Consider the following 15589-nt stretch of genomic DNA (forward strand, 5'->3'; position numbering starts at 1 on the left):
TTCGGGGTGGAAGCGCAGCAATGCGTGCAGCTGACGAATACTAATCGGTCGAGGGCTTATCCTAATAACACGCTAAAGTTTCAGACTTTGTCTTTCGCATCCAGTTTTCAGCGTGCAATTCACGTTGATATTGCAGTACATCCCGAGGTCTGCAATGTAAGTTATCGGGAAAATGTGGCGGTGTAGCTCAGCTGGCTAGAGCGTACGGTTCATACCCGTGAGGTCGGGGGTTCGATCCCCTTCGCCGCTACCATATTTTCGGAGGCTTAGCTCAGCTGGGAGAGCATCTGCCTTACAAGCAGAGGGTCGGGGGTTCGATCCCCTCAGCCTCCACCATATATGTTTTACAATGACGCGGGGTGGAGCAGCCCGGTAGCTCGTCGGGCTCATAACCCGAAGGCCGCAGGTTCAAATCCTGCCCCCGCAACCAATTTTTAAGCAATAATTTATGGAGCTGTGGTGTAGAGGCCTAACATGCCTGCCTGTCACGCAGGAGACCGCGAGTTCGAATCTCGTCAGCTCCGCCATTTTCTTTTCGTTATACGGCTCGGTAGCTCAGTCGGTAGAGCAGAGGACTGAAAATCCTCGTGTCGGCGGTTCGATTCCGTCCCGAGCCACCATTTTTATGGAGGGCTAGCGAAGTGGCTAAACGCGGCAGACTGTAAATCTGTTCCTTCGGGTTCGGTGGTTCGAATCCATCGCCCTCCACCATTTCTTTCACATCGAGAGTCATTAGCTCAGCTGGTAGAGCACCTGACTTTTAATCAGGGTGTCGTAGGTTCGAATCCTACATGACTCACCATTTTTTTAAAAGCTAATTTACAGAAAATAATCTGTGAATTTTTTTTGTTTATATGAAAATAAAAGGCTAGGTATTGGTGTATTCACCATGACCTAGCCTTTTTTGCATGTATTTTATTAGGAGCGAAGCTTTAATTCGGCCTGTATTTCAATTAGGGAAGCGTCGAGACGGAGCTTTAATTCGTCATTTAGCTCAAACCCGGCTGCTCCATCATCCAATTGTACACGAGCGATTTGAGAATCTACCGCATAGACACCGCTGGCAAAATGCTTGGCACCCATGGATGCAAGCACAGGCTTCAGGGAGTAATCAATGGATAGCAGATGGGCAAGTGAACCACCGATAAAAAATGGTGTAATGATTTTCCCTTCCAAGCCCTTTTGCGGCAATAGATCGAGGAAGGTTTTAAGAACACCAGTAAATGAGGCTTTATAGACTGGACTTGCGATAATGACGGCGCTAGCACCTTCTACTAAGGCCGTTGCTTCTTTAATGGCAGGGCTGTCGAAACGGGCGTTAATCAGATCTTCCGCTGGCAGCGAAGCGACTGTAATATGGCTGACCGTTACATTTTGGCTATTGAGCTGCTGTTCGATATATTGGGTAATGCCGGTTAGGCGGGAACCAGGATTCGGGCTGCCCGAAATGATGACAATCGTTGACATGAAAATCGCTCCTCTGTTGTATACATATTTATTCCGATAAGACAACTTTGTTTAATCTTAGCATTCTAATCTTTTCGGCGTCAATGACATTTACGAAAACGGTTCATGATTTTTTGCTCATTAGGGAACAATAGGCGGAAACAAGCTGATTAGCGATGCAAAGGGGTCCGTCTAAGATGATATATGGGTTGGCGGCTTTTATAAGTTTGGCGATTGTAAGCGTAATGGTTCCCATTGTGAAAAGGCTCGCCTTGCAATATGGTATTATGGATCGGCCGAATGCGCGAAAAATTCATCGGCAGCCGATTCCCTTGCTCGGTGGCATAGCGATTTATGTGGCGTGTACGGTTACGATTATTGCTTTTCAGGGGATGACGTCATTAAGCTGGACGATTGCGGCTGGGGGCGCGGTGCTTGTCACCATCGGTTTATTAGATGATAAAGCTAAAGCGGAGGGAAGGGATTTTCCTGTCTGGCCCAGAGTACTTGTTTATGGCGCGGTGTCCACGCTGCCTTTGTGGTTCCATATTCAAATCGCAGGGGTGACGAACCCTGCTTCTGGGTTGTTCTTTTTTCTCCCGCATTGGGTAGCTTGGCTTGGGACGTCGATCTGGATATTCGCTCTTATCAACATGATTAATTTCATGGATGGGGTTGATGGGCTGGCGTCGGGCGTATGCGTGTTATCGGCGATAACGCTGTTTATTACTGCCTTGGTCAAAGGACAAGCTGAAACGGCGATTTTAGCGGCCATTGTAGGCGGGGCATGCCTGGGCTTTCTGCTGTTTAATTTTTATCCGGCAAGGATTTTTATGGGAGATGCGGGAGCTACATTCCTCGGATATACGCTCGCCGTTGTAGCAGTAGACGGGGCTTTTAAGAAAGCAACCTTCATTACAGTGCTTGTTCCGTTACTGGCGCTGGGTTTGCCTATTATGGATACTTCCATCGTCATGCTGCGGCGGCTCGCTCGTGGCAAAGGACTGCACCATGCGGACAAGCTGCATACGCATCATGCGCTGATGAAATGGGGATTGAACCAGGTGCAAACCGTATCTTTTCTATATTTAATCGCGGCGTTGTTCTCCATGCTGTCGATCATCCTTTTGCTGGTCATGGGCTGAATTCCCTCCACCAATATGTTACAATGACGAGAAAAAGCGTTCATTCGTGAGGCTTGCGATAGGAGATAGCAGAAAATGAGCACGACAGAATGGTTGAAACCGCTGGAGCGCATTTTGGACTGTCCAGTTCGTCTAGTAAAAATGCAATTGTCCGAATGGAATGATATAGCAGAGAAAAATCACTATCTGCAGGCGGAGGAGCATGGGCGCAGCTTAGCTTTGGAAGGACAACGCGTCCAACGCGAGGATAAAATGTGGGTGGCCGTCAGAGTAGAGGAGCATGAAATAGAGGTTTTGGAAATAGAGGGCAGCCGCTTTGAGGCGAGTACGCTGGATTTATTGAGCCTAATGCTGCGCTGGAATGAAACGAGGCCAGCACAAGATAAAGCGGCTGGCAAGCTGACAGAAAGCGAGAAAACAGCTCGCAGCATCGGCGAGTGGATTCAGGAGCAGTTCGAAACAGGCGAGCCGGGGCAATCGATGCCGGATCACTTAACCGCGGGTGGCAAGCTGTTCGCGGATATGATTCCTTTTTTATTAGTAACGGAATATTCAAATACAAAGCAAGCGGCGTACGTGGAGCTGGAGAAGCTGCTGCGTTCCTTTCTCGCTGAGGAAATTTTATTAATACCGCTTCGAGAGCAGGAATGGCTTATCTGGGGTCCGGTATCGCTGCTTAAGGAAGCGGATTCAGAGCTGTTTGATGACGATGATGAAGAGTCGGTGGAGGATAATCTGGCTTCTATCTGTCTGGGGCTGCATGAGATGCTTGCCAGCGAGTGGATTGGCGAATGCCATCTGGCGGTGTCCCATCCGATCAGACCGGCGAAGGGTATCGTAGAGACGACGGCTGCGCTGCGCGAAACGATTAATTTGGGGCGAAAATTCCATGTTGGGAGCAATATTCATTTTCCATGGAATTTGCAGCTGGAGCGCCTGCTGAATAGTATACCGGAGAGCCAGCGGGCCCGGTATTTGGAGCAATCGCTAAAACGTACGGAGCTTTTCGTAGAGGCAGAAATGCTCGCTACACTCGAAACCTTCTTCTCACTGGACTGTAATGTAAGCGAAACCGCGAAGAAGCTTTATATCCACCGCAATACGTTATTATACCGTTTGGACAAGCTAAAACAGGAGACGGGGCTGGATGTACGACAGTTTCGTGATGCCGTCTTAGTCAAAATTATATTGCTATTGTACAAAGTTACGAAAAGACATTAGTTTTTTTGTAAAGTTTGTGCATAGTCATCTGACTGCATGTGGGATAAGATAGTCCTATAAGAAAATTTCTTTTAGGGGGAAATTCACATGGCAGGCGTACGTTTAGAAGGCATTTACAAAAAATACCCGGGTTCTGATAAAGCATCGGTAACTGACGTTAACTTAGATATCAAGGACAAAGAATTTCTAGTGCTTGTAGGTCCATCCGGTTGTGGTAAATCGACAACTCTTCGTATGATTGCAGGTCTTGAAGAAATTTCCGAAGGTAAATTGTTTATCGGCGAGCGTCTTGTTAATGACGTAGCTCCTAAAGATCGCGATATCGCAATGGTATTCCAATCTTACGCTCTTTACCCGCATATGAACGTATACCAAAACATGGCTTTTGGTTTGAAACTTCGTAAATTCAAAAAAGCAGACATCGACAAACGCGTTCGTGAAGCTGCTAAAATTCTAGATATCGAGCATTTGCTTGACCGTAAACCGAAAGCTCTTTCCGGTGGTCAACGTCAACGTGTCGCTCTTGGTCGTGCGATCGTTCGTGAGCCGCAAGTATTCTTGATGGATGAGCCGCTTTCCAACTTGGATGCGAAGCTTCGTGGTCAAATGCGTGCTGAAATTTCCAAGCTGACTAAACGTCTTGAAACAACAACAATCTATGTAACGCATGACCAAATCGAAGCTATGACGATGGGTGATCGCATTGTTGTTATGAAAGATGGCTTTATTCAACAAACAGCTTCTCCAGAAGTGCTTTACAACCACCCAGTTAATATTTTCGTTGCTGGCTTCATCGGTGCTCCTTCCATGAACTTCATTAAAGGTGCATTGACGGATCAAGGCGGTACTGTTCGCTTCAAATCGACTGGCGTAGATGTAGTTGTGCCTGAAGGCAAAGCTGCTACACTTCGTTCCAAAGGCTACATCGGCAAAGATGTAATCTTGGGTATTCGTCCAGAAGATCTTCATGAAGAGCCAGTATTCCTGGAAGCTTCGCCTAACACGATCGTTAACGCTTCGATCGAAGTTGCAGAGAACCTGGGTCACGAAATGTACCTGTACCTGAACGGTATTGGCACAGACACAGTTATCGCACGTGTAGACGGACGTTCCGCTCTGCGTGATGGCCTGACGGTTAAACTTGCTCTGGACATGAACAAAGTTCACCTGTTCGACACTGAGTCCGAGCTTAACATTTTCGAAAACTAATTGCTAAAGCCATTATAGATTTCATAAGAGAGCTGTTGGATTCGTCCAACAGCTCTTTGTTATTCCACTGGGAATAAATAAGTGAATCTTATCATTCATTTGAGCGTCAATTTGAGCGCCAGAAAGCGGGAAGACATTGCTTTCGGCGCTTTTTTCCTATACGATGAAGTCATTGGTAATTAGCTTACATACGCTGTTGTGATATAAGGAGGCCATGCTATGCCTAAGAAAGTGAAAGTATCAGAATTAGTGCAGCATTTTTCGTTAGAAATCATATCGGGTGAGGAAGGTCTGAAGCGTGCGATTACGGTTGATGACCTGTATCGTCCGGGGCTTGAAATGGCAGGGTACTTTGATTATTTTCCGAGTGAGCGGGTGCAGCTGTTAGGGAAAACGGAAATTACGTTTCTCAGCACGCTGACATCAGAGGAGCGCAGGCTGCGTATGGAGCGTCTGTGCCATTCAGACACGCCTTGTATTATTTTGACCCGTGGACTAGAACCGCCGGATGAGCTGATTGCTTATTCGAATAAAACAAATATTCCTGTGCTTGGCAGCCATGTGGCGACTACGATTTTGACGAGCCGGATTACGGATTTTCTGGAGAAAAAGCTTGCGCCTACCGCAACCATTCATGGTGTTCTGGTAGACGTATATGGGGTGGGCATGCTCATCACTGGCGGCAGCGGTATCGGCAAGAGCGAAACTGCGCTTGAGCTTGTAAAACGCGGGCATCGCCTCGTTGCCGATGATGCGGTTGAGATTAGACAGACTTCTGACAGCCAGCTTCACGGCACAGCACCGGAATTGATCCGTCATTTGCTGGAGATTCGCGGCTTGGGCATTATTAATGTAATGACGCTGTTCGGCGCGGGTGCCGTACGTACGCAGAAGCGGATTACGTTAGTCATCAAGCTCGAGAATTGGCAGCAGGATAAGCAATATGACCGTCTGGGGCTGGATGAAGAGAAGACGCGTATCATTGATACCGATGTGCCGCTTGTAACCGTGCCTGTAAGGCCGGGACGGAACCTTGCAGTTATTATTGAGGTGGCGGCTATGAACTTCAGGTTGAAGCGGATGGGCTATAATGCGGCGCTGCAGTTTACTAATAAGCTGACAGAAACGATCGCTGAAGATGCGGATGATTACGATTGATATAAAGGAGCTAATAAAAGATGCTTACATCGCTAATTGACCCGATTGCTTTTTCACTGGGTCCCCTAACTGTACGTTGGTACGGCATTATTCTCGGCACAGCTGCCTTGGTAGGCTTGCTGCTGGCGATACAAGAGGGCAAACGCTTTGGTATTAAGCCGGATTTCTTTATGGATATGCTGCTGCTTGGCGTTCCTTCTGCCGTGATTTGTGCTCGGATTTATTATGTTGCCTTCAAATGGGAAGATTATAAGGCGAACCCGCTCGATGTGTTTAAAATTTGGGAGGGCGGCATAGCCATTTATGGCGCGCTGATCGGTGCCTTTCTATGCGGGTTCTTCTACTTCCGTTATAAGGGCTACAGCTTCTTGAGACTCGCCGATGTGTGCGTTCCAGGGCTGCTTGCCGGTCAAATGATTGGCCGTTGGGGCAACTTTATGAATCAGGAGGCATATGGCGGTCCTGTAGAGGAAAGCTTCCTGCGTGATACGCTTCACCTGCCTAATTTTATTGTGAATCAAATGAATGTGAATGGCGTCTTCCATCACCCGGCCTTTTTGTACGAATCGCTGTGGAGCCTTGTAGGTATCATTCTGCTTTGCGTACTGCGCCGTCAACGCTTCCTGCGTGCGGGCGAATTGCTGGCGAGCTATTTCATCTGGTATTCCCTCGGCCGCTTCTACATTGAAATGGTGCGTACGGACAGCCTGGCCTTCCATGGCCCTAATTGGCTCGTGAACCTTGTTGACGTTCTTTGGTCGCCAATGACGATTTTGTTCCAGCCTGGTTACTTGGACCCGGCTTACGGCAATCTGAGAATTTCACAGCTGCTTGCGCTTCTGCTCATTGTTGGCGCCATTGCGTTTATCGTTGTTCGCCGCAAAACAGGAGCTGCCAAAGAGCATTATTCCGATCCAATTGTCTCCACGAAGGTGGAGCATGCGGCTATTGCAACGGATGATGTTCCAAAAGCATAACGGCGGAAGTTAAATGGAGATAAGACGAGCTATTGCCTTCTTGAAGGCAGTAGCCGTTATGTTTTTGTAAGACTTTTTGTAAGGCTTATAGAGAAGTTTTAAAGCGGATTTAGGAGGAGACAGATGTGCTAGGCAACATAAAAACGATGCTGTTTGATTTGGATGGTACCATTATCGATACGAATGAACTGATTATCCGCTCGTTTCTGGATGCGCTGAAAGATGTCGTTCCGGCGGATTTCTCCAGAGAGCATATTATTCCAAGCATGGGACAGCCTTTGACGATGCAAATGCAGCAGTTTTCGGGGCTGGAGGATGTTACGCATCTGGTAGCGGCTTATCGCGAAGTAAACCTTCGCCTGCATGATGAGTATGTTAAGCCTTTCGACTATGTTGTAGAGGTCATTAGAAATTTGCATGAACAAGGTATCCAGATTGGGATTGTAACGACGAAAATGCGTCTGACGACAGAACGAGGCTTGAAATATGTCGGCTTGAGCGACTATATCGACACGATCGTGACCATCGATGACGTCACAAATCCGAAGCCTCATCCAGAGCCTGTCAGCATGGCTATTGCTGCGCTTGGTGCAGATCCGGCGACGACATTGATGCTGGGCGACAGCTCGGTCGATATTTTATCCGCTGAGGCGGCCGGCGCTTTGCCTGTTGGTGTAGCCTGGTCGATGAAGGGATCACAGCTGCTTAGAGATTCTGGTGCCCAGTATGTCATTGATGATATGCGGGAGCTGTACGCTTTCGCAGGATTGGAGCGGAGATAAATTGCGTAATGTCGAACGTTATCCGGTAGAGGGACCTAATGCGCTCTGGCAGGTCTATCGCACGGTCAGCCGCTTTAAGGCGGTTCGTAATTTCATATTCATTCAGCTGGCCCGTTATTGTCCGATTTTGCCGGTCAAAAATATGATCTATCGCCGTGTGCTCGGCATGAAGGTCGGTCAGCATACCGCTTTCGCGTTAATGGTGATGGTGGATGTTTTTTTTCCGGAACGGATTGAGGTTGGGGATAATACGATTATCGGATACAACACGACGATTCTTACGCATGAATATTTAATTCGAGAATACCGGCTTGGAGATGTGAAAATAGGGGCGAACGTCATGATTGGTGCTAATACGACGATTTTGCCGGGCGTTACGATTGGCGATCATGCGGTTGTAGCCGCTGGCTCAGTCGTTTACAAGGATGTGCCAGCCCATGCCTTCGTTGGCGGGAATCCGATTCGGGAAATTGGTAATGGGAACCGCTCAGAGGATCACAGCTAAATCTGGTAATGCTGCACGAATGAAGCTGGTGCCCATAATGAGCATCAGCTTTATTCACGTTGAGATGCTGAGAGAAGCACTTTTCGTCTTAGTAGCACTTCTCCTCTACCTTGGCAGTTTCATTATGAATCGTAATCGTTGAGGAGCCGGACAAGGTTTCTGTATAGGAGCATACGGAGGTTGTACGTGTAACGCCAGTGACATCCGTATATGTAAGATAAATGCCTCCTTCGCCAGTTAAGCTTAGATCGGGAGTGATTTTCTTCTTGGCCCCGCTGGGGATGGAATCGTTGTACAATTGTTTGGAATCCGTTTCAATAATATTGCCTTTCTCATCGCTGGAAAGTATGCCTGCTTGAACGCTTACAAGCTCATGATCAGATTCATTATGGATGGTCAAAGTGAAGTTTCTAAACATATTGAGGATATCCAAGCTCTTATTTAGAGCTATAACACCGATGATCGCGCCGAATAAAATCATACCTATCATGATGCTGGATATCCAAATCGCAAGTTTGTTTCTAGCAGGTTTCAAGTGTTCGTGCCCTCCTTATTCTTGGCTCCTTTAATAAGGAGACGAGCAGCAAATGAAGAAAGTTGCATGCCTTGCGGTAATCGGCATTTGTGCAGTTATGATACGTCCCTCATTCGGGAAAGCTCTAATCTTGACGGAGTAGAAGCTTCATGTTACCATAACGACTAGGTTCTTTATTTTGGCAGATTGCTAATATGGCAACGCGTTAACATACTAAAGTAAATTGTGGGTGAAAATAGATGTCCAAACCAAAAGTATTTGAGAAACCGATAGGTGTTAAAGATTATCTTCCGGAAGCTGTTGCAAAGCTGCGCCGGATCGAGCATGCCGCTCTTGCCTGCATGCAGGGCTGGGGCTATGAGCAAATCATTACGCCAACTATGGAATATTACGACACCGTAGGGGTAGCAAGCTCTACCTCTGATCAAAAGCTGTTCAAGCTGCTTAATAACCGTGGAACGACGCTCGTACTGCGATCGGATATGACAGCACCTATTGCGCGTGTAGTGTCTTCGCTATTGAAGGAGTCTCCATTCCCGCTGCGATTGTCGTACCATGCGAATGTGTACCGTGCAATTGAAGAAGAAGCAGGCCGTGAGGCTGAATTTTTCCAGACGGGCGTAGAGCTTGTTGGCGATGCTTCGGCTGATGCGGATGCGGAGGTTGTGGCGCTCGCTATCGCTTCCTTGAAGGCGGCTGGTGTAAAACGGTTCAAGATCGCTATTGGCCATGTCGGCTTCCTGAACGGGCTGTTCGAGGAATCGCTGTCTGGACGCAAGGAAGAGCAGGAGCAGCTTAAAGCGTGCCTGCTGGGACGCGATTATGTCGGCTACCGCGAGCAACTGCGCCAGCTGTCGCTGGAGGAGCCTGTAAAGCGCGAGCTGGAAGGGATTTTAAGGCTGCGTGGCGGCCAAGAGGTATGCAAGCAGGCGCTTGAATTAAGCGCAGATGAGACGGCACAGGCGTCTATCCAGCATTTATGCGAGATGTGGGACGTGCTCGACGCTTACGGACTGAGCGAGCATGTGCTGATCGATCTGACGATGATCGGCGATTTCTCCTATTATACAGGCATGACTTTTGAAGGTTATGCGGCGGATCTTGGATTCCCTGTAGTGAGCGGCGGAAGATACGACAATTTGCTAGCCCAATTCGGCCGCCCGGCGCCAGCAACAGGCTTTGCGCTGAAGACGACGCGGATACTCGAAGTGCTCGGCAATGAAGACGAGCCAGCGAAGGCTGAGCGCGTGCTGATCGGCTACGATGAGACGGAGCGCAAAGCGGCGCTGGCAATCGCGCAGCAGCTTAGAGGCCAAGGAGCGACGGTTGTAACAGAGCGTATCGGGCAAGAAGAGGCAGCGGAGCTGGCGAAGAACACGTCTGGACGGTTTATTTTCAAAGGCGTGGAATATGTGGAGTTTCTACTATTTACCGAAGGTATGGACGAAATGCTTGGAGGGGATGGCAAGTGAGCGGAGCAGGCAGAGAGATATTGAAGGTAGCTATGCCGAAAGGCCGGATTTACAAGCAGGCATCGAAGCTGTTTCGCGAAGCGGGACTGCCGATTCCAAGCGATTTTGATGATACTCGCAAGCTGATCATTGAGCTGCCGGAAGCAGGCATGGAGTTTATTATGGCAAAGCCTGTAGACGTGCCTACTTATGTGGAATATGGCGTCGCAGATATTGGAATCGTCGGCAAGGATGTGCTGATGGAGGAAAATAAAGATGTATACGAGCTGCTGGATCTTGGCATCGCCAAGTGCCGGATGTCGGTAATCGGGCTGCCGGACTGGAAGCCGGTTATCAATCCGCGGGTAGCGACGAAATATCCGAATGTGGCTTCGCAATATTTTCGCGAGTTGGGGCAGCAGGTAGAAGTGATCAAGCTGAACGGCTCGATCGAGCTTGCGCCACTTATCGGCCTTGCTGACCGCATTGTCGACATGGTCGAGACGGGACAGACGCTGCGCGAAAACGGACTGGTCGAGATGGAGTCCATCTTCGGCATTACGAGCCGCTTGATCGCGAACCGCGTCAGCTACCGGATGAAGAACGAGGCAATTCAAAGCCTCTGCGATAGATTGCAGGAAACGCTTGGCGCGAAGCTCTAGGATTGCGGGAACGCGGGCATTAAAGTAGATGGAACAGAGCGTTAAAAGCAGGAAAGAGCGATAATAGAAGGACAGAGCAGAGCCATAAAAGCAAATGGAACAGAGCCTGAAAGGAAAGGGGTTGGCGATTGTGAGAATTATGCGAGCGGAGCAGTTCGGGTTGAAGCGCGAGGTGGAATACGGATCGCCGGAGCAAAATGAAGTAGTGCGGACGATCATTGCAGACGTCCGCAAAGAAGGAGATGCTGCTTTGCTGCGTTACACGGCAAAGCTGGACAGGGCTGAGCTGACGGCAGCGGAGCTGCGCGTGACGCAGGCGGAAATTGATGCGGCGTATGACCAGGTAGACGCCGCTTTTCTGACAGCGATCCGCGAGGCCGCTGTCAACATCAGGTCTTTCCACGAGAAGCAGAAGCGCAACTCGTGGATGGATTTGCAGCCGGACGGGACGCTGCTCGGGCAAATTTTGCGACCGCTGAAGCGGGTCGGCGTCTATGTGCCCGGAGGCAAGGCGGCGTATCCGTCGTCCGTGCTCATGAATGTCATTCCGGCCCAGGTAGCTGGCGTGCCGGAAATCGTAATGGTCACGCCGCCGTCAACTGGCGGACGGGACGGCATTGATCCAGGTATTCTCGTGGCTGCTGCTGAAGCAGGGGTCAAGGAGATGTACCGCGTAGGCGGAGCGCAGGCAATTGCCGCACTCGCCCACGGGACGGAAACAATCGCGCCCGTTGATAAAATTTGCGGGCCGGGCAATATTTATATCGCGCTGGCGAAGCGCGAAGTATTTGGCGCTGTCGATATCGACAGCATCGCAGGTCCAAGCGAAATCGTCGTGCTTGCCGACGAATCGGCTGATCCGGCTTATATCGCCGCTGACCTGCTGTCGCAGGCGGAGCATGACGAGATGGCATCCTCCATCCTCGTTACGCCTTCGGAGCAGCTCGGGAGCGCTGTAGCCGCTGAAGTGGAGCGTCAGCTCGCTACGCTGCCGCGCCAAGCAATTGCGCGGGCTTCTATCGACAGCTACGGCGCCGTGCTCATGGTCGACTCGCTGGAAGCGGGCATCGACGTCGTGAACAAGCTGGCGCCTGAGCATCTGGAGGTGCTGACAGCCGATCCAATGAGGCTGCTCGGCTTGATCGAAAACGCCGGGGCAATCTTCCTCGGCCCTTACAGCTCGGAGCCGGTTGGCGATTATTTCGCCGGACCGAACCACATCATCCCGACGAATGGAACGGCGAGATTTTCCTCGCCAGTCAACGTGGATGATTTTCTGAAAAAATCAAGCTTGATTTACTATAGCAAGGAAGCGCTGCTCGCAAATGGCGACAAAATTATGACGCTGGCCCGGCAGGAAGGGCTTGAAGCCCATGCGCGGGCGATTCAAATCCGTTTGGAGCGCGAAGGGCGGTAACGAGCAAGACTAGATAAGCAACAGCCAAAGCAAACAAAGCGAACAAAGCGAACATTTATTTTACGGGAAGAAAGAAGGAATCGGTAATGGCGGAATTGACAGGACGCGTATCGGAAGTAGCTCGCAAAACAAATGAAACAGACATCAAGCTGGCGTTTTCGGTAGACGGAAGCGGAACGGCCAACATTGAGACGGATGTGCCTTTCCTGAACCATATGCTGGATTTGTTCACAAAGCACGGCCAGTTCGACCTGACGGTCAATGCCAAAGGCGATATTGAAATCGATGACCACCATACGGTGGAGGATATCGGCATTTGCCTCGGGCAAACGCTGCGTGAAGCACTAGGCGACAAGCGCGGCATCAAGCGTTACGCGAGCGTATTCGTGCCGATGGATGAGGCGCTGGCACAGGTTATTATCGATGTGAGCAACCGTCCGCATTTCGAATACCGCGCGGAATATCCTTCAAGCCAAGTAGGCAGCTTCTCTGTGGAGCTGGTACACGAGTTTCTATGGAAGCTGGCGCTGGAAGCGCGCATTACGCTGCATGTTATCGTACATTACGGCCAGAATACGCATCATATGATTGAAGCGGTATTCAAGGCGCTTGGCCGGGCGCTGGATGAAGCGACGAGCATTGATCCTCGCGTACAAGGAGTGCCTTCGACGAAAGGAGTGCTGTAGCATGATTGCAATCATCGATTACGGCATGGGCAATCTTCACAGCGTTAGCAAGGCAGTTGAGCGTCTGGGCTATGCTGCGGTAGTAACAGCTGATCCGCAGGAGATTTTGGCGGCGGATGGCGCGGTTTTGCCAGGTGTCGGCGCCTTCGGTGATGCGATGAGCAATTTGCGCGAGACGAAGCTGGATGAGGTCGTGAAGCAATTTGCCGCCTCCGGCAAGCCGCTGCTCGGCATTTGCCTCGGCATGCAGCTGTTGTTCAGCGCGAGCGAGGAGTACGGCGACAACGAGGGCCTCGGCCTGCTGCCAGGCAAGGTTATCCGTTTCCAAGGCGATTACAAAATCCCGCATATGGGCTGGAACAAGCTTAGCTTTGAGCAGGAGCAGAGCCCGCTGTTTGCGGGACTGGAAGAGGGCCATGTATATTTCGTCCACTCCTTCCATGCGAAGCCGGAGCAAGGCAGCGATCTGCTGGCTACGACTGATTATTATCAGCAGGTAACAGCTATCGTTGGGCGTGAGCAAGTATACGGCATGCAGTTCCACCCGGAAAAAAGCGGCGAGCTGGGCATGCAACTGCTTGGCAACTTCCTCGCATTGACCGGCAGCAGCAAGGCTTAGTCTAGCCCCGCCGACTACATCACTGGGAAGTCGCTTATCAGCACCATGTAACTATCGATCGACAACGTTATTTTTTTACAAGCGTAAACGGCTGTCGCCGTCCTCTGGCGGTAAAGCTAACGTTTCGCGGTGAAATATAAGCGGAGTATAAGGGTGAAAATTATACATTCTTATATTTTAAAAAATGAATATCTACAGGCTGTCGCATGCGAAGCCATAGATGAGTCTAATATAAGGAGCGTGCAAAATGCTGGCAAAACGCATTATTCCATGTCTCGATGTCAAAGACGGCCGCGTCGTTAAAGGCGTTAATTTCGTTAACTTGCGCGATGCTGGCGATCCGGTCGAGCTGGCGTCTACCTATGACCGCGAGGGCGCGGATGAGCTCGTATTTCTCGATATTTCCGCCTCGGTTGAAGGCCGGGCTACGATGATCGAGGTCGTCAAACGCACGGCAGGCGAAATTACGATTCCGTTCACCGTTGGCGGCGGCATCTCGCATGTCGACGACATGAAGCGGCTGCTGCGCGCAGGCGCAGACAAGATCGCCATTAATACGGCCGCAGTCAAAAATCCTTCGCTCGTACGCGACGGCTCGCGCAAATTCGGCTCCCAGTGCATCGTTGTCGCGATAGACGCGAGATTTAACGAAGCGTGGGGCGAGTGGGAAGTGTATACGCATGGCGGCCGCCAGGCGACAGGCATTAAAGCGCTGGAGTGGGCATGTGAGGTTGAGAAGCTTGGCGCTGGCGAAATTTTGCTGACGAGCATGGATGCAGACGGCACGAAGGACGGCTTTGATCTTCCGCTGACCGCTGCTGTATCAGGCAAGCTGGGCATTCCGGTTATAGCTTCGGGCGGAGCTGGCCGAATTGAGCATTTCAGCGATGTTTTCGATCAGGGCAAGGCGGACGCTGCGCTGGCGGCGACGATTTTTCACTACAAAGAAATGACGATTCGCGAAGTGAAGGATGATTTGCGGCAGAAGGGCGTGGAAGTCAGATGACAGACTGGATAAAACAGATTAAGTGGAGCGAGGACGGCCTTGTGCCAGCGATCGTGCAGGATGCACAGAGCAAGGAAGTGCTGATGCTCGCTTATATGAACGAGGATTCGCTCAAGCTTTCGGTGGAGACGGGTTCGACCTGGTTCTGGAGCCGCTCGCGCAGCGAGCTGTGGAACAAGGGCGCAACGAGCGGCCATACGCAGCGTATTGAGTCCTTATCCTATGACTGTGACGGCGACACGCTGCTGGTACGCGTTCATCAAGTTGGCCCGGCTTGCCATACGGGAAGCTATAGCTGTTTTTTCAATGATATCGAGCGGGTCAATAAAGCTGCTGAGGCCAATTCCGGCGAAGATTCCGCGTCAACTGGGACAGCTGCAGCCGGACAAGGCGGAGATCGCTTTGCGATTTTGGGAAGTTTGGAAAGCGTCATTGCCGAGCGTCATGCGGAGCGTCCAGAAGGTGCGTATACGACGTATTTATTCGATAAAGGCATCGATAAAATTCTTAAAAAAGTCGGCGAGGAAGCAACCGAAGCGATTATCGCGGCGAAAAATCAAGACAACGACGAGCTGCGCTCTGAAGCTAGCGACTTGATCTTCCACCTGCTGGTGCTGCTCAGAGAGAGGGGCTTGCCACTGGATGATGTGATGCAGGAGCTTGTGCAGCGCCACGGCAAACCAGCCAGCAATAATGCAATGAAACGCGAGCAGTCCAAAGCCTAGCCAGGCGGATTGCCGCGTTTTGCGGTTTTAATTCAGATGATTAAA

16 protein-coding genes, 7 tRNA genes and 1 pseudogene are annotated in these 15589 nt (G+C 50.3%); 22 read left to right on the forward strand and 2 right to left on the reverse strand.

Annotation, left to right across the window (positions count from 1 at the left end):
- From AC6B99_RS15835 to AC6B99_RS15870, 8 genes are all read left to right on the forward strand, one after another.
- Positions 1-186: hypothetical protein (locus tag AC6B99_RS15835; RefSeq protein ID WP_494882900.1), on the forward strand; the 186-nt coding region annotated here is incomplete at its 5' end.
- Positions 177-253: transfer RNA gene (locus AC6B99_RS15840), tRNA-Met, on the forward strand. The genes AC6B99_RS15835 and AC6B99_RS15840, both read left to right, overlap by 10 nt.
- A gap of 7 nt (positions 254-260) precedes the next feature.
- Positions 261-336, forward strand: a tRNA-Val gene (locus AC6B99_RS15845).
- 17 nt (positions 337-353) lie between these two features.
- Positions 354-430 (forward strand) — tRNA-Met (locus AC6B99_RS15850).
- Between the two features lie 20 nt (positions 431-450).
- A tRNA-Asp gene (locus tag AC6B99_RS15855) sits at positions 451-527 on the forward strand.
- A gap of 17 nt (positions 528-544) precedes the next feature.
- Positions 545-620, forward strand: a tRNA-Phe gene (locus AC6B99_RS15860).
- Positions 621-627: 7 nt separating this feature from the next.
- Positions 628-711: transfer RNA gene (locus AC6B99_RS15865), tRNA-Tyr, on the forward strand.
- 15 nt (positions 712-726) lie between these two features.
- Positions 727-802 (forward strand) — tRNA-Lys (locus AC6B99_RS15870).
- A 116-nt stretch (positions 803-918) separates the two neighbouring features.
- Here the strand turns inward: AC6B99_RS15870 and ssuE are convergent.
- Positions 919-1467 carry an NADPH-dependent FMN reductase gene (ssuE, locus tag AC6B99_RS15875; RefSeq protein WP_496663709.1) on the reverse strand — a complete coding sequence of 183 codons (549 nt, stop codon included), beginning with the start codon at positions 1465-1467 and terminating at the stop codon, positions 919-921.
- Between the two features lie 176 nt (positions 1468-1643).
- Here ssuE and AC6B99_RS15880 point away from each other — a divergent pair, with 176 nt between their 5' ends.
- The 7 genes and pseudogenes from AC6B99_RS15880 to AC6B99_RS15910 all read left to right on the forward strand — a co-directional run bounded on the left by AC6B99_RS15880 (position 1644) and on the right by AC6B99_RS15910 (position 8443).
- On the forward strand, positions 1644-2591 hold the full coding sequence (locus AC6B99_RS15880; protein ID WP_496663710.1) for an MraY family glycosyltransferase: 948 nt from the start codon (positions 1644-1646) through the stop codon (positions 2589-2591).
- 75 nt (positions 2592-2666) lie between these two features.
- Positions 2667-3812 (forward strand): PucR family transcriptional regulator, encoded by a 1146-nt coding sequence (locus AC6B99_RS15885; RefSeq protein WP_056032552.1) that lies wholly within the window; start codon positions 2667-2669, stop codon positions 3810-3812.
- Between the two features lie 87 nt (positions 3813-3899).
- Positions 3900-5021: an ABC transporter ATP-binding protein gene (locus AC6B99_RS15890; protein ID WP_056032549.1), complete on the forward strand. Its 1122-nt coding sequence runs from the start codon at positions 3900-3902 to the stop codon at positions 5019-5021.
- A 219-nt stretch (positions 5022-5240) separates the two neighbouring features.
- Complete coding sequence (hprK, locus tag AC6B99_RS15895; protein ID WP_056032546.1) at positions 5241-6179, forward strand: HPr(Ser) kinase/phosphatase; 939 nt, start codon at positions 5241-5243, stop codon at positions 6177-6179.
- Positions 6180-6199: 20 nt separating this feature from the next.
- Positions 6200-7111: pseudogene (gene lgt / locus AC6B99_RS15900) on the forward strand (prolipoprotein diacylglyceryl transferase); the annotation flags it as partial.
- Positions 7112-7281: 170 nt separating this feature from the next.
- Positions 7282-7938: a pyrophosphatase PpaX gene (gene ppaX, locus AC6B99_RS15905; RefSeq protein ID WP_496663711.1), complete on the forward strand. Its 657-nt coding sequence runs from the start codon at positions 7282-7284 to the stop codon at positions 7936-7938.
- 1 nt (position 7939) lies between these two features.
- A complete protein-coding gene (locus tag AC6B99_RS15910; RefSeq protein ID WP_200931591.1) occupies positions 7940-8443 on the forward strand; it encodes an acyltransferase in 504 nt (167 codons plus the stop codon).
- A gap of 88 nt (positions 8444-8531) precedes the next feature.
- Here AC6B99_RS15910 and AC6B99_RS15915 read toward each other — a convergent pair whose 3' ends face one another.
- Positions 8532-8978 (reverse strand): hypothetical protein, encoded by a 447-nt coding sequence (locus AC6B99_RS15915; protein WP_496663712.1) that lies wholly within the window; start codon positions 8976-8978, stop codon positions 8532-8534.
- 239 nt (positions 8979-9217) lie between these two features.
- On the opposite strand from AC6B99_RS15915, the gene AC6B99_RS15920 reads away from it, so the two are divergent.
- The 7 genes from AC6B99_RS15920 (at position 9218) to hisIE (ending at position 15544) form a co-directional block, all read left to right on the forward strand.
- Entirely contained in the window at positions 9218-10450 is a 1233-nt protein-coding gene (locus AC6B99_RS15920; protein WP_494882890.1) for an ATP phosphoribosyltransferase regulatory subunit, read from the forward strand.
- A 32-nt stretch (positions 10451-10482) separates the two neighbouring features.
- A complete protein-coding gene (hisG, locus tag AC6B99_RS15925; RefSeq protein WP_046234141.1) occupies positions 10483-11091 on the forward strand; it encodes an ATP phosphoribosyltransferase in 609 nt (202 codons plus the stop codon).
- Positions 11092-11230: 139 nt separating this feature from the next.
- Positions 11231-12508 (forward strand): histidinol dehydrogenase, encoded by a 1278-nt coding sequence (gene hisD, locus AC6B99_RS15930; protein ID WP_494863880.1) that lies wholly within the window; start codon positions 11231-11233, stop codon positions 12506-12508.
- 86 nt (positions 12509-12594) lie between these two features.
- On the forward strand, positions 12595-13194 hold the full coding sequence (hisB, locus tag AC6B99_RS15935; RefSeq protein WP_046234120.1) for an imidazoleglycerol-phosphate dehydratase HisB: 600 nt from the start codon (positions 12595-12597) through the stop codon (positions 13192-13194).
- A 1-nt stretch (position 13195) separates the two neighbouring features.
- On the forward strand, positions 13196-13813 hold the full coding sequence (gene hisH, locus AC6B99_RS15940; protein WP_056032531.1) for an imidazole glycerol phosphate synthase subunit HisH: 618 nt from the start codon (positions 13196-13198) through the stop codon (positions 13811-13813).
- Between the two features lie 247 nt (positions 13814-14060).
- Positions 14061-14819 carry an imidazole glycerol phosphate synthase subunit HisF gene (gene hisF, locus AC6B99_RS15945; RefSeq protein ID WP_056032528.1) on the forward strand — a complete coding sequence of 253 codons (759 nt, stop codon included), beginning with the start codon at positions 14061-14063 and terminating at the stop codon, positions 14817-14819.
- A complete protein-coding gene (gene hisIE, locus AC6B99_RS15950; protein ID WP_494863556.1) occupies positions 14816-15544 on the forward strand; it encodes a bifunctional phosphoribosyl-AMP cyclohydrolase/phosphoribosyl-ATP diphosphatase HisIE in 729 nt (242 codons plus the stop codon). The genes hisF and hisIE overlap by 4 nt, the downstream gene beginning before the upstream one ends.
- Positions 15545-15589 lie beyond the last annotated feature (45 nt).

The organism is Paenibacillus liaoningensis (genome assembly GCF_059609455.1).

Bases quoted from the DNA above. Each gene is read 5' to 3' on its own strand.
- hisB (WP_046234120.1), top strand. From the start codon at position 12,595: ATGGCGGAATTGACAGGACGCGTATCGGAAGTAGCTCGCAAAACAAAT.
- AC6B99_RS15920 (WP_494882890.1), top strand. From the start codon at position 9,218: ATGTCCAAACCAAAAGTATTTGAGAAACCGATAGGTGTTAAAGATTAT.
- AC6B99_RS15880 (WP_496663710.1), top strand. From the start codon at position 1,644: ATGATATATGGGTTGGCGGCTTTTATAAGTTTGGCGATTGTAAGCGTA.
- AC6B99_RS15885 (WP_056032552.1), top strand. From the start codon at position 2,667: ATGAGCACGACAGAATGGTTGAAACCGCTGGAGCGCATTTTGGACTGT.
- hisG (WP_046234141.1), top strand. From the start codon at position 10,483: ATGCCGAAAGGCCGGATTTACAAGCAGGCATCGAAGCTGTTTCGCGAA.
- hprK (WP_056032546.1), top strand. From the start codon at position 5,241: ATGCCTAAGAAAGTGAAAGTATCAGAATTAGTGCAGCATTTTTCGTTA.
- hisH (WP_056032531.1), top strand. From the start codon at position 13,196: ATGATTGCAATCATCGATTACGGCATGGGCAATCTTCACAGCGTTAGC.
- hisD (WP_494863880.1), top strand. From the start codon at position 11,231: ATGCGAGCGGAGCAGTTCGGGTTGAAGCGCGAGGTGGAATACGGATCG.
- hisF (WP_056032528.1), top strand. From the start codon at position 14,061: ATGCTGGCAAAACGCATTATTCCATGTCTCGATGTCAAAGACGGCCGC.
- AC6B99_RS15890 (WP_056032549.1), top strand. From the start codon at position 3,900: ATGGCAGGCGTACGTTTAGAAGGCATTTACAAAAAATACCCGGGTTCT.
- ssuE (WP_496663709.1), bottom strand. From the start codon at position 1,467: ATGTCAACGATTGTCATCATTTCGGGCAGCCCGAATCCTGGTTCCCGC.
- hisIE (WP_494863556.1), top strand. From the start codon at position 14,816: ATGACAGACTGGATAAAACAGATTAAGTGGAGCGAGGACGGCCTTGTG.